The organism is Fodinicola feengrottensis (assembly GCF_010993775.1).
GTDB classification, from domain to species: Bacteria; Actinomycetota; Actinomycetes; order Mycobacteriales; family HKI-0501; genus Fodinicola; species Fodinicola feengrottensis.
The window spans coordinates 68,881-81,843 of the sequence record NZ_WOTO01000014.1 but is presented as its reverse complement, the minus strand read 5'-3'; the positions used below and the strand labels follow the sequence as shown (position 1 = coordinate 81,843).

Genomic DNA, 12,963 nt, shown 5'->3' with positions numbered 1-12,963 from the left:
ATGACAAATGGCTATCTCGCTGACGACGGCCGGTACGACGGCCGGATGCCCTATCGCCCGAGCGGTGCCAGCGGGCTGGTGCTGCCGGCTGTTTCGCTGGGTTTCTGGTACAACTTCGGCGGAGTCGACCCATTCGAGCGGCAGCGCGCGGTCACCCGGCGCGCCTTCGATCTGGGCGTCACGCATTTCGACCTGGCCAACAACTATGGGCCACCGCCGGGTTCCGCTGAACAGAACATGGGCCGCCTGCTCGCCACCGATTTCAAGCCGTACCGGGACGAGCTGGTGATTTCGTCCAAGGCCGGCTACGAGATGTGGCCCGGCCCGTACGGTGACGGCGGCTCGCGGAAATACCTGCTGGCCAGCCTGGACCAGTCGCTGAAACGGCTCGGGCTGGATTACGTGGACATTTTCTATTCACACCGAATGAGTCCTGAAACGCCGCTGGAGGAGACCGTCGGCGCGCTGGTTTCCGCTGTTCAGCAGGGAAAGGCGCTCTACGTCGGCATCTCGTCCTATACCGGCCAGCGGTCCCGGGAGGCGGCCCAGCTGTTGCGGGAGGCGGGCGTGCCACTGCTGATCCACCAGCCGTCGTACTCGATTCTCAACCGCTGGGTGGAAACCGACCTGCTCGACTCGTTGGATGAGCTCGGGGTCGGCTGCATCGCGTTCTCGCCGCTGTCGCAGGGCCTGCTCACGTCGAAATACCTGGACGGCGTGCCGGCCGGCACCCGGGCCTCGGACGCGGAAAAGGACGCGCTGTCAGCGGCCGCGCTGACCGAGCCGGGTGGCGGGCCTGCGCGGGCTGAACGACCTGGCGGCCGAACGTGACCAGACGCTCGCGCAAATGGCGTTGGCGTGGATTCTGCGCGACCCGCGTGTCACGTCCGCTCTCATCGGCGCACGTACGGTCGAGCAGCTCGAAGACAGCGTCGCCGCGGTGCGGAAACTCACCTTCACCGACTCGGAGCTGGCCACCATCGACGACTGCACCAAAGCCACCGGCCTCGACCTCTTCGCGCACACACCGCAAGGCTGACCCTCCATCGGGCCTGACGTTTTCGCTGTCTGGAGCGAAAAAACGTCAGGCTTCGAATACCGGTGAGCCGCCGACGTAGGTGGCCAGAACCGCAATGGCCGCTATCTCGTCCGCCGCGGTGGCCAGTGGATCCGAGGCGAGGACCACGAAATCGGCCAACGAGCCAGGAGTGAGGCGGCCAGTCGGATCGGTGTCGCCGACCGTGGCGGCCGCGTTCGTGGTGTACACATCGCGAGCGCCTCGGTGGCCGCCGAAATTCGTTGCGACGGGCCGATTTCGACGCCGTCGTAGCCGCGCCGGGTCACCATCGACTGAATGCCGAGCAGCGGCTCGTACGGGCCGCAGGGATAGTCGGACGACCCGGCGACCGTCACCCCCGCATCCAGGAAAGAGCGGTGGGCGAACATCGACGAGACCCGCTCAGGGCCGTACCATTCGAGCAGTTTTCCACCGTGGTAGTGGACGTAACTGCCGAAGGGCAGTGCCATCGCTCCGAGCGCCCGCATCCGGGCCAAAATATCGGCGTCGACGACGCTGCAATGCTCGATCCGATGCCGTAGCCCCGGTTTCGGGTCCGCTGCCTGCGCTTGTTCGTACGCGTCGAGCACGATGCGAATAGCCTTGTCACCATTGGCGTGGACGCCGATCCGATTGCCGTCACCGTGCACCGTACGAACGATTTCGGTCAGATCCTTGGTGGAAGTCGCCTGGATGCCGTGGATGTGCTCGCCCGGATCGTCGAGCAGCAGGCAGGTACGACCGCCTATCGCGCCATCCAGGAACGCTTTGATGCCAACGAAACGCAACCGTTCGTCTCCGAAGCCGGTCCTCAAGCCGAGGCGGTGGACCAGGTCGTAGTGCTCGGCTCCCAGCATGAAGCCTGTACGCATGGTGAGCAGCCCGCTTTCGCGGGCAGCGCCGAAAAGCGCGACCTCGTCCGGCCCGCACAGGGCGTCACAGATCGACGTGAGACCGGCCGCGTGCCAGCGGTCCAACGCCCGGCGCAGGCCCAGCAGCTTGTCCGCCTGGGTGCTCGCCGGCACCACCGTGGTTCCGGTCCGGCTCGAGGCCGCGTACGCCACATCGAAAAGCGCTCGCTCGTAAAGGATCCCGTTAACCCGCCCGGTGCCATCCCGGCCGAAATCCCCGCCGGCCGGCGGTTCGCTGTCGTCGACAATGCCCGCCAAGGCAAGCCCGACCGAATTCAGCACTCCCCAGTGGCCGGCCACTTGCACCACCAACACCGGATGATCCGGTGCCACCTCATCCAGGTCCCACCGGTCCAACACCCGACCTTCCGGCATTTTCGCGTCGTCATAGCGACTTCCGCGCACCCAGTCGCCCGGCGGTGTTTTCGCCGCCTCGGTGCCAATCGTGGCCACCAACGCACTCAGACTCGGGGTGGCATCCGGCGAAAGGTCCAGATGCAGCATGTCGTCGGCCGCCATCCCGAGGTGGATGTGGGCGTCATGAAAGCCGGGAACGACGACCGCGCCGGGAAAATCCAGCACCTGGGCGGCCGGATAGCGACTTCGCAACATGTCCAGCTGGCCAGTCCCGACGACCCGGCCGTCGGCGATCGCCAGCGCCTGCACGTACGCACCAGGCTCGGTCATCACCGTCGAAGCGGTGACCAGCGTCGGCGTCAGCTCGTTCACGCCTTCGCTCCCGTCAGCGCCGGCCGCCGGTCCGCCAGCGACACGGCCACATTGACGGCCAGGTTGATCACCAGCCCGACAATCCCCGCGTTGATCCCCGAAAACCGGGTCGTTGCCGGTGCCGACCAGGGCCACCACAACCACCGTCCCGCTGAACAAACCGGCGACCGCACCGAGGGCGGTCATGTCCCGCCACCACAGGCCCAGGATCACCAGCGGCGCGAGCTGGGCCATTCCTTCGTACGACAGCACCGAAAGCCGTACCAACGCCTCAGGCACCAGCAGACTGCCGGCCAGCGCGATTACCCCGGCGATCAGGGTGACGAGCTGCGAACGCCGTTTCTTGGTGGCGTCAGGGGTTTCCGTACGCGTCAGCACGCTCTTTCCCCACATCGAACCAATAGTCAGCATATAGACGCTCATCGGCACGATCGCCGACAGAGCGCCGGCCACCCCGACAATGCCCAGCAGCCAACCAGGCATCGCCCTGGATGCCAGCGTGAACAGCGCGAGGTCACCGTTCTTCAAGCCAGGCACGGCGAAAAGCGCTGTCAGACCGATCGCCATCGGGACGAACAGCAGGATCGAATACCACGCAGCAGCATCGCCGACCGGCGCAGGTTGTTCGCACTCTTCGCACCGAGATAGCCGGAGACGGCGTTCGGGAAAATGGCGAAGGTGACACCGTTGAGCACAACCGTACTGACGAACCAGCCGACACCCAGGCCTGGCGACTGGTGACCGGGCAGCGTGAGCCACTCCGGTTTCTCAGTCACCAGCCGGCTCAGCAGTTCTCCATAGCCACCCAGGAAGTGCACTGGAAGGTAGATCGCCATGAAGACCACAACGGCGATCACCAGGGCGTCCTTCAGGACACTTACCCAGGCCGAGCCGCGAAGACCGGACACGAGCACGAAACCCTCGGCGACCAGGAACGCGACCACATAAGCGATCTGCAGACTGACATCGCCACCAGAGATGGTGGACACCACCACGCCCAAACCCTGGATTTGCAGCTGGATATAAGGCAACAGGAAGACAGTCGCCGCCACGGCGACGATGACTCCGACCGTACGACTGGAAAACCGGTGCTCAGCGATGTCCGCGATCGAGATCAGACCGTGTTTTCGTCCGTACGTCCACAACAATGGTCCGACAAGATAGGCGACGGTATAGCCGACACCGAGATAGGCGACGAGGTAGAAGATCGGTGCGCCGTACTTGTACGACCAGCCCGCCGCGCCCAGAAAGGAATAGCTGGTGTACGACTCGCCAGCGAGCAGCAACCAGACGAAAACGGTGCCGAGGCCGCGACTGGACACCGACCACTCGTCGAGGCCCTTTCCTCGGCCGCGGGCGCTATAGAGCCCGAGCGCGATGGTGGCGATCATCGCCACCGCGAAAATAGCGACGGCGGCGTTCACTTCTGCGCCTCGTCAGCCTTGCGGCGACCGAAAAGCAACGCCGGTTCCTCGGAGTCTTCCCGGTAGCGATGGTCGCCGCGGGCGGCCAACCAGATCGCCACTGGCGTCACGATGACCGACAACAGCGTCCAGAACAACAGGAACGGCAGCCCGGCGACCAGCGGCGTGATCCCGGTTGGCGAACGGAATCGCGACCGCGAACATCACCACGGGCACCAGCAACCACAACAGCGAGCGTCGGCGCATCAGGCCTCCCAGTCCAGCGACGGCCCGCGGCCGCCGGCAGCGGGCCCGCGGGCGGGCGTCAGGGTCTGCGGGACCGGTCGGGATCATCCTCGATCAACAACTCCAGAATCGGCAACGCGGCGCCGAGACTGAGGACCTGGTCCGAGGTGAGGCGGCGCAGCCGCGCGGCCAGCATCGCGGTGTGTGCGGACCGTACGGCCGCGAGCGCCTGGGTGCCCTGCACGGTCAGCGCCACCAACACCGACCGGGCGTCGCCCGGATCGTGCCGTCGGATCACCAGCTTGCGCTCCTCCAACGCCGCCAACACCCGACTGATGGTGGGCGCCGTCACACCCTCACGCTGCGCCAACTCGCCCAGCCGGAGGGGACCATAGAGCTCGATCGTGGCCAGCGCGGCGTGCTGCAACGGCGGCAGCCCCGGCTCGGTATCCAGCCGGATCCGACGGGCCAGCCGGCCAATCGCGAGCCGCAGCCGGGCGGCCACCTCGGCATCCAGCTCGGCGCTGTGGTCGGGCACAGCGGGAGCGGGCAGACGCGTGTCCATCGGCACATGGTGACCGATATTGGCCGGCCACGACACCAGAACGGAGTTTGTGGCGCGAAGAACTCGCGCAATAGACACTGTGACATTCCTCCTTATGCATGTGAGATGGTGCGCTCCCCGCCGGCCGGACTCGGGCGTGAAGACTAGGGTTGAGCGCACTCCGGAAGGCCTGTACGGTTTTTTCGGAATCGGTCAAGGTATGGAGGTTCCGGTGCGCGTACGCAAGTTCGGCCACTCTTGTCTGTTGGTGGAAGAGGCCGACGCGAAGATTCTCGTGGACCCGGGAGTGTTCTCGCCAGGCTGGGAGGAACTCGAGGGCCTCGACGGCGTACTGGTCACCCATCAGCATCCTGACCACCTCGATTTGGAGCGGCTGCCGGCGGCGCTGCTGAAGGCGAACCCGGACGCGGCGCTCTATCTGGACGCGGGTAGCGCGCCGCAGGTCAGCGGGCATGGCTTCAACGTGGTGGTGGTCACCGATGGCGATAAATTCGACATCAATGGGCTGTCGGTCGAGGTGATCGGGCGCAACCACGCGGTGATTCACCCGGATATTGCGCAGGTGCCCAACGTCGGCTACCTGATCGGCGAACGGCTTTTCCACCCGGGCGACGCATTGACGGTGCCGGACCGGGAAATCGAGGTTCTTGCCTGCCCTTGCACGGCGCCGTGGGGAAAGATCGCCGATTTCGTCGACTACCTGCGAAAGGTCGCGCCGCGGGTGGCCATCCCGATCCACGAGGCGGTCTACGCCCGACCGCAGATGGCTTACCAGATGTTGGAAAAACTCAAGCCCGAGACGACCACCCTGAAAATCATCGACGACGGCACGCCGTACCAGTTCTAGAGCGAAAAGGCCTCCGCGAACGGAGGCCTTTTCGTTGCTCTAGCGAGAGAACGGGATATTCACTCCGGGCGGCGCGATCTTGTCCAGCTCGGCGAGGTCTTCCAGCGTCGGCTCCCAGTCCGCGGCGGCCGCGTTCTGCCGGACCTGCTCCGGGCTGGTGGCGCCGGCGATCACCGAGCCCACCGCCGGCTGTGCCGCGAGCCCGCCAACAGCCACCTCCAGCAACGAAAGATCACGCGCTTTCGCGTACGCGCCGAGGCCGTCGACCAGGTCGAACGCCTCGTCGGTGAGCCAACCGGCGAAATTGCCCTCCAGCCTGGATCCCTTCGGCGCCTTGCGGTCTCGCCCGACCTTGCCCGTCAGCACCCCGCTGGCGAGCGGGAAATACGGCAGGATGTCGACGCCGAAACGCTCCGCCGCCGGCACCACTTCGCGCTCGATTTCGCGGCGGGCCAGCGAATACTCCGACTGCTCGGAAATGAACGAGGTGAGACCGGAGGTTTCCGCCGTCCAAGCCGCGTCGGCGACCTGCCAGCCGCTGAAGTTCGACGAGCCGATGTAACGAATTTTGCCTTCCTGCACCAATTCATGCAGTGCGGCCAGGGTTTCCGCGATCGGCGTGATGTTGTCCGGTCGGTGATACTGGTAAAGGTCGATGTAGTCGGTTTGCAGCCGCTGCAGCGATCCTTCGACCGCCCGTCGAATATATCGGCGAGAGCCGCGGGCGCCGAAGTCGTTGCCGTTGAGGCCGCTCATGTTGCTGCCGAATTTGGTCGCCAGCACGAAATCGTCGCGGCGGCCCTTCAGCACCTCGCCGACAATGCGCTCGGACGCACCCGGACCAGCGCTGAAGCCGTAGCTGTCAGCGGTGTCCAGCAGCGTGATGCCCACCTCGGCAGCGGTGTCCAACACCGCCCTGGTCTGCTCGCGATCGATGCGGTAGCCGACATTGTTGAGGCCAAGCCCGACAGCCGAAACCATCAGCCCGGAATCCCCAAGGGTTTGATAGCGCATACGGTCAACCCTATGCCGATCCGGCTCGTACGCGTCAGCCCGAGGCCGGCTCCGGCAGCGGTTCCGGCTCGGTCAACAAAAAATCGGTTCTGTGAGCAGCATCGGCAGGGACGGCCACGTCGGCGCCGCCGGCATCGGCACGGGCGCGAGCTCAGGACGTTTGGCCGTCACGTCGTCACCGGACGACCGCCCAGCCAGCCGCCGGCCCATCCAGGGCGCGAGGTGCCGGCGCGCCCAGGCGAGGTCGGAGCGACGGGCCGCCAGCCAGCCGGGCCAGTCGGCGGCTGGCAGCGGCTTGAGCCATTGCGGGTCGTACGACAGGCCCAACGCGGCCAGCGCCTGACCGGCCACCCGCTGGTGCCCAGCCGCCGACAAGTGCAGCCGGTCGACGCTGAAATAGTGCTGGTTGCCCTGCTCTTCGCCATCCCACGGATCGACCAGAATGCAGCCGTACTCGTGTGCCACCGCCCGGATGACCTCATTCATGCCATCCGACCGGCTGGCCACCAGCTTGGCCAGCGGAAGCCGCTGCGCGAACGTCGTTCCAGTGCAGACCAGCACGGTCGCGCCGGCGTCGATCAGGGTTTTGACGCCACCAGCCAGCTTCGCGTGCAGCTCGGAAAAGGTCACCCGCGCCCGCAGTACGTCGTTGCCGCCGCCGACGAAGGCCACCAGGTCAGGTTTCATGGTGGCCGCCACCGGGACCTGCTCGGTGACGATGTCGTCCAGCCGCTTGCCGCGAATGGCGAGATTGGCGTAGCGGAAATCGGTCGTCAGGATCGCGAGCTGTTCGGCCAGTCGATCAGCCCACCCTGCGTAACCGCCGTCGCGCGGATCGTCGAGCCCCTCGGTGAAACTGTCCCCCAGCGCAACGAAACTGCGCCACTGCCGGGTCTGCACGCACGTACCTCCACCGCTCTTACTGGATCGGGCCTGTTTTACCAGCCCGCCTGAAGGCCAGAAACAGCACCTCACGGAGTTGTCTGCAGGTCCCGGGCTGACCACTGTGCGTCAGGATAACACGACAGATACGGCTTAAGCGCCGCATAGCCGACAAATGCCACCGTGTCGAGGATCGTGTGTGCGACCACCAGCGGCGCGACTCGGCGAATACGCAGGAAAACAAGGGCAAACACCAGTCCCATCACCAGGTTCCCGGCGAATCCGCCGAAGCCCTGATAAAGGTGATACGTGCCGCGCAATATCGCGCTCGCGGCGAGCATCAGCGGCAACGAAACCCGCATTCGCTCCAGCCGTACGAGCAAATAGCCCACCACCACTACCTCTTCGAGCACCGCATTCTGCCCTGCTGAGAGAAGCAGGACCGGGACCGTCCACCAGTGCTGCCCCAGCGCCGCCGGCACCACCGTCGTATTGACGCCGATCGCCCGTGCGACCAGGTAGAGACCGAGACCGGGAATGCCGATAAGCGCGGCCAACCCGGCGCCCTGGCCCAGATCCCAGCCCGCCCGACCGCGGGTAAGACCGATCGTCTTTAGTGCCGGCGCGTCCGTACGGTCCAACAGGTAGATCGCCAGCAGCGCCGGCACCACGCCGAGGCCGATAGAGACCAGCTGATACGCGAGATCCAGCCAGGGGCGGTCCGGCGTGATCGACTGGTTCAGGGTCGCCTGCTGCTGCGACAGGGCCTTGACCGCGGTCAGCCGGGAAATGATGTCCAGGATCGAGTTGATCGCCGAGGCGCCCAACGAAACACCCAACACCAACAGGACTTCGGTGCCCAACAGCCGCCGGCTGAGCGGCTGGTCATCGATCATGGGATCCGAGCGTAGGCCTACCGTCTGCGACGGACCGAAGCCAGGCGTACGACATCGGCGGCCTGCCGGCGCTGGGCAGCCTTGTTGGCCTCGGCGAGCAGCACGCCGGCCGCGTCCGCGTCCACCGGGCCGGAGTAGAAGTGACCCTGCACCGCGTCACAGCCGAGCTCCCGGAGCGAGCGGTCCAGGGTCGCGTTGCCGACCCCTACGCCGACCGTACGCAGCCGCAACGAATGCGCCAGGTCGACGGTCGCTCGTACGATCGCCTCCGAGGTGGCGCTGCGGTTCATCTCGGTGATGAAGGACCGGTCGATCTTGACCTCGTCCACCGGCAGCCGGGCCAGCATCGTCAGCGGCGCACCGCCGGTGCCGAAGTCGTCGAGCGAGATCTGTACGCCCAGGTTGTGCAATGCCGTAAGGACCGTCGCGACCGCGTCGAGGTCGGTGGTCGCGACGGTCTCCGGCAGCTCCAGCACCAGCCGGTCCGCGGTGGTTCGGTGATGGCGCAGGTGGCGGGCGATCTGGTCGGGCAACGTACGGTCCAGGACACTGCGCGGCGCCAGGTTGACCGCCACTCGTACGTCCACGCCGTACTTGTCGAGCCAGTGGTTTCGGGCCTGCAGCGCGCGCTCCAGGACAGTCATCGTCAGACGTGTGTCGAGGCCGGCGCGGGCCACCGCGGGGATGACGACGTCCGCATTGAGGACGCCGTAAACCGGGTGACGCCAGCGTACGAGCGCTTCCGCCCCAGTCGGGGCGCCGGTGGTCGCGTCCAGCTGGGGCTGGAACTCGACCACGATCTGCTCGGGATCTTCGAGGGCGGTGCGCAGCTCCGGCTCCAGCAGCAACCGCTGCAGGCTCGTCGGGTCGCTGTTCGGGTCGTAGTGGTCAATGCCGCCGCCGGCGCCCTTGGCCCTGTACATGGCCACGTCCGCGCGCCGCAGCAGCTCGGTCGCGTCGACCTTCTCGCCAGGCCCGGTGAGCATGGAGGCGGCCGGCGCGGCCACCGCCTTGGCGACGCCGATGCTGCCGAAAACCGTGACTGCCACGGGCGACGCCATGCCGATGTCGAGGCGTACGGGCACGGCCAGCCGCTGAACCATCCGGTCCGCGATGCTCACCAGCTGGCGAGGCGTCACACCTGGTACGAGGATGGCGAACTCGTCACCGCCCAGTCGGTAGACCTGCCCGTCGGCTGCCACCGCCAACGTCAGGCGCTCACTGACCTCCTGCAGGAGGGTCGCCGGCCGCGTGGCCAAGGGTGTCGTTGACGTCCTTGAACCGGTCGAGGTCGACCAGCAGGAGGGAGACCGTGTCGGGGTGCTCGGCGAGGGCCAGATTGATGGCGACCATGAGGGCACGTCGGTTCGGCAGATTGGTCAGCGGATCGAGGATCGCGTCTTGGCGCGTCTGCTCGTGCTGGCGCGCGTTCGCTATCGATACCCCCGCGATCGCGGCCAATGTCGAGAAGGTGCGCTGTTCAGCGTCCGTCAGCGTGACCTGCGACGCGAACCTCAGCCTGATCTCGCCGAGATGCTCTCCCGCTGCCTGCAACGGCCGATGGACGATTACGGGCAGCGCATCCGCTGCGGCTAGTTGCTCGTTGCCGCGACCAGTTCCAGAGACCACGGTGCCGTTCCCCAGCACCACTTCGACCGCCTCGGCACGAAACAGTCGAGCGGAGCCAGCGACTAACTCCTCCAGAACGGCAGCTTCGTCAAGCTGGTTCAGCGCATTGGTCACTTCTTCCAGCCGCTTAAAAGCATCTTCGTGTTGTTGAAGCCGAACACTCGACGAATAGACGTATCTCAAGGCCCCGATGGCCAGGGGAACCAGAAACGCTGTCCACACTGCCCAAGAGGTCAGGGACGCCATGAAGACACCGACCGCCAGGTTGGCCACGAGCACCACTTGGTCACGACCGCGCGACCCGGCGAGCACTTGCCAGACGGTCTGGCCCTGGGCGAACACCAACGCTGCGGTAGTCAGTGCCTCGTTCACTACCTGAAGGGCTAGGCCGGCGAGGAGAAGACCCAGTAGGTCCGGAATGGACCCCACCTGCAGCGGGCCTCCGACCAACGTATGGAAGACAATCCATCCGACAAAGCCTGAGATCGCCGCTTGCCCAGCTTGAAAGACAATTTTGATCGGCTCTCGACTCACGACTCACGGTCGCCCGAGCCAGAAGTGCACCTAGAGTGATCGCAGTCACAAGTAGTGGGCCAGAGTCGACGGCAATCGCCGTCATGATGGCGACGTCGCTCCAGAGGTACACAAGCTCGTGGCTACGGATCCGCACCGGAACCCACCAACGCCAGACGCAGAAGGCCACTAAGACGACAAGGCCAAATCGCCACAGTGCGCCGAACTCCATCGACGGTCGAGCAAGTGCGATCACCGCGACGTTGACCGCAAGCCCGAGTACGACGGTAAGCCCCACCACAAGGTGGAGTCCTGTCAGTTGGGAGCCCGCGGTCCTGTTAGACCGATTCACGATCACCCAATGCCACTTCACCCATGCCCCTAGCGTAGCTGCTCCACTGCCCTAAGTGAGCCGGAGTTAGCAGGACCATTCCGCTAGCGGGAAGAGCAACGTCGCTGACGTTGCGAATCTGTTCAGTTCCAGGTCGTCGTGAACGACATTGCACGCCTCCTTCGTCAACCCCGCTCGAAGACACCAAGCAAGCCGCTTCAGTTCCAGGTCGTCGTGAATGACATCCCGCACCCCCCCTATCCCGGCCGCTTGATCCAAACCGACCATTCAGAAAACCTCAAAGCTCCACGCATCCGAAATTGAATGGCGGCACATCATCTAGAATAGACGAGACAGAATTGAACGATCCTGCTTCAATCTCCCAGGATCGCAATTCGCCATCGACAACCGATCGCGACAATGGGAACCCTACGTTCTCATAAGTCAGTGACACCAATCGCCGGACAATCGAGGCGGCCGTCGGCCGGATATCGGCCTAATAGAACGACTTTCGGCCGTAGCGGCCGGATCGTCACGCTCTCGCGCTGGCGCGATGAAGACTCATCGAGCGCTGAGATTTCGGGCCGCTATTCACATCGTTGTGGTCCAGAATGGCACCGATGGTCAACAGCATCACCGAAAGCTCCCGCCATTGTCGCGCGTTTTGGCTCGTCAGGTAATGCGCGGAGAGTATTCTTTAGGCGACTGTGATCGCCACTTGTCACACTGCGATTGGCGCCCAGTCACCCAGAGTCCACAATGGATAGTCCCCCAAGCGCCCCAGGGGTCCTCGTCCAATCGGCCAGCTGACCGCCTACCCGACCGGACGGGGTGCGAGCGTTTCGGCGGCAGATCGGGGCGCGTACAACGGATCCCGTAGGCTCGGCATATGTATGCGATCGAGATTCGCGAACCCGGCGGTCCGGAGACGTTGCGATGGTCTGAAGTGGACGACCCGCAGCCCGGCGCCGGCGAGGTCATCGTCGATGTGGTCGCGTCCGCTGTTAACCGTGCCGATATCCAGCAGCGGCTCGGCTTCTATCCCCCGCCGGCCGGCGCGCCGCGCCGTACCCAGGGCTGGAGTGCTCCGGGCGGATCGCCGCGCTTGGCGACGGAGTCACCGACTGGAAGGTCGGCGACGAGGTCTGCGCGCTGCTGGCCGGCGGCGGGTACGCCGAGAAGGTACGGTGCCAGCCGGCCAACTGTTGCCGATCCCGGCCGGCGTGAGCCTCGAAGAAGCTGCCGCATTGCCCGAAGTTGCCTGCACCGTATGGGCAAACCTGTTCATGACCGCACATCTGAGCCCCGGCGAGATTTTGCTCGTACACGGCGGCGGATCGGGCATCGGCACTTTCGCGCTGCAGCTGGCGAGCGCGTACGGCGTCCGCGTCTTCTGCACGGCGAGCGCGAAGAAAAACGAGAAGTGCCTGCTTTACGGTGCGGAGCGCGCGATTGATTACAACGATGAAGACTTCGTACAAGTCGTCAAACAAGACACCGAAGGTCACGGCGCCGACGTCGTACTCGACACCATCGGCGCGAAGTACCTTGCCGGCAATGTCGACGTGCTGGCCACCGGCGGCCGGATCGTCACCATCGGACTGCTCGGCGGCGCCAAGGCCGAGCTCAATCTCGGCCTGCTTTTGGTCAAGCGAGCAAGTATTACCGGTACGACGTTGCGCGCTCGGCCGATCGACGAGAAGGCGATCATCGTCGAGGACGTACGCGAACACGTCTGGCCGCTGATCGAGGCTGGCTGGCCGGGTTCGGCCAGTGATCGACCGGGCGATCGCGATGCAGGACGCCGCCGAAGCACACCGAGTTGTCGAGGCCAGCGACCATATTGGCAAGGTGCTGCTCGTCCGCTAGTGGCCATACCGTCGCGCCCACTATGTGGGCAATAGTTACCGCGAGATGTCAGCCGGGTTGCCAATAATTGC

General features: G+C 65.2%; 10 protein-coding genes and 3 pseudogenes. 3 read left to right on the top strand and 10 right to left on the bottom strand.

What is annotated here, in order from left to right; all coding sequences use genetic code 11:
• A pseudogene (mgrA, locus tag GNX96_RS15170) lies at window positions 1-1,039 on the top strand (L-glyceraldehyde 3-phosphate reductase).
• Between the two features lie 45 nt (window positions 1,040-1,084).
• Here mgrA and GNX96_RS63600 read toward each other — a convergent pair.
• The 5 genes and pseudogenes from GNX96_RS63600 to GNX96_RS15145 form a co-directional block, all read right to left on the bottom strand.
• Entirely contained in the window at window positions 1,085-1,267 is a 183-nt protein-coding gene (locus tag GNX96_RS63600) for an amidohydrolase family protein (protein WP_163568581.1), read from the bottom strand.
• Window positions 1,268-1,332: 65 nt separating this feature from the next.
• Window positions 1,333-2,580, bottom strand: a pseudogene (locus GNX96_RS63595) (amidohydrolase); the annotation flags it as partial.
• Window positions 2,581-3,248: 668 nt separating this feature from the next.
• Complete coding sequence (locus GNX96_RS52005) at window positions 3,249-4,121, bottom strand: sodium:solute symporter family protein (RefSeq protein ID WP_279580409.1); 873 nt, start codon at window positions 4,119-4,121, stop codon at window positions 3,249-3,251.
• Complete coding sequence (locus tag GNX96_RS52000; protein WP_390624017.1) at window positions 4,118-4,282, bottom strand: DUF3311 domain-containing protein; 165 nt, start codon at window positions 4,280-4,282, stop codon at window positions 4,118-4,120. The genes GNX96_RS52005 and GNX96_RS52000 overlap by 4 nt, the downstream gene beginning before the upstream one ends.
• A 143-nt stretch (window positions 4,283-4,425) precedes the next feature.
• Window positions 4,426-4,911 carry a MarR family winged helix-turn-helix transcriptional regulator gene (locus tag GNX96_RS15145; protein WP_163568579.1) on the bottom strand — a complete coding sequence of 162 codons (486 nt, stop codon included), beginning with the start codon at window positions 4,909-4,911 and terminating at the stop codon, window positions 4,426-4,428.
• Window positions 4,912-5,110: 199 nt separating this feature from the next.
• On the opposite strand from GNX96_RS15145, the gene GNX96_RS15140 reads away from it, so the two are divergent.
• Window positions 5,111-5,758: an MBL fold metallo-hydrolase gene (locus GNX96_RS15140; RefSeq protein ID WP_279580407.1), complete on the top strand. Its 648-nt coding sequence runs from the start codon at window positions 5,111-5,113 to the stop codon at window positions 5,756-5,758.
• Window positions 5,759-5,797: 39 nt separating this feature from the next.
• On the opposite strand, the gene GNX96_RS15135 is transcribed toward GNX96_RS15140, so the two are convergent.
• The 5 genes from GNX96_RS15135 to GNX96_RS15115 form a co-directional block, all read right to left on the bottom strand.
• A complete protein-coding gene (locus GNX96_RS15135; protein ID WP_163568578.1) occupies window positions 5,798-6,772 on the bottom strand; it encodes an aldo/keto reductase in 975 nt (324 codons plus the stop codon).
• A 72-nt stretch (window positions 6,773-6,844) separates the two neighbouring features.
• Window positions 6,845-7,672, bottom strand: a complete 828-nt coding sequence (locus GNX96_RS15130) for an SGNH/GDSL hydrolase family protein (protein ID WP_163568577.1) — start codon at window positions 7,670-7,672, stop codon at window positions 6,845-6,847.
• A gap of 71 nt (window positions 7,673-7,743) precedes the next feature.
• Complete coding sequence (locus GNX96_RS15125; RefSeq protein WP_163568576.1) at window positions 7,744-8,550, bottom strand: CPBP family intramembrane glutamic endopeptidase; 807 nt, start codon at window positions 8,548-8,550, stop codon at window positions 7,744-7,746.
• 17 nt (window positions 8,551-8,567) lie between these two features.
• The gene (locus GNX96_RS15120; RefSeq protein WP_163568575.1) at window positions 8,568-9,809 is read right to left on the bottom strand and encodes a putative bifunctional diguanylate cyclase/phosphodiesterase; all 1,242 of its coding nucleotides are present in this window, start codon (window positions 9,807-9,809) and stop codon (window positions 8,568-8,570) included.
• Window positions 9,769-10,551 (bottom strand): diguanylate cyclase domain-containing protein, encoded by a 783-nt coding sequence (locus GNX96_RS15115; RefSeq protein WP_163568574.1) that lies wholly within the window; start codon window positions 10,549-10,551, stop codon window positions 9,769-9,771. The genes GNX96_RS15120 and GNX96_RS15115 overlap by 41 nt, the downstream gene beginning before the upstream one ends.
• Before the next feature lie 1,361 nt (window positions 10,552-11,912).
• On the opposite strand from GNX96_RS15115, the pseudogene GNX96_RS63590 reads away from it, so the two are divergent.
• Window positions 11,913-12,892 (top strand): annotated as a pseudogene (locus tag GNX96_RS63590) (NAD(P)H-quinone oxidoreductase).
• Window positions 12,893-12,963: the final 71 nt, after the last annotated feature.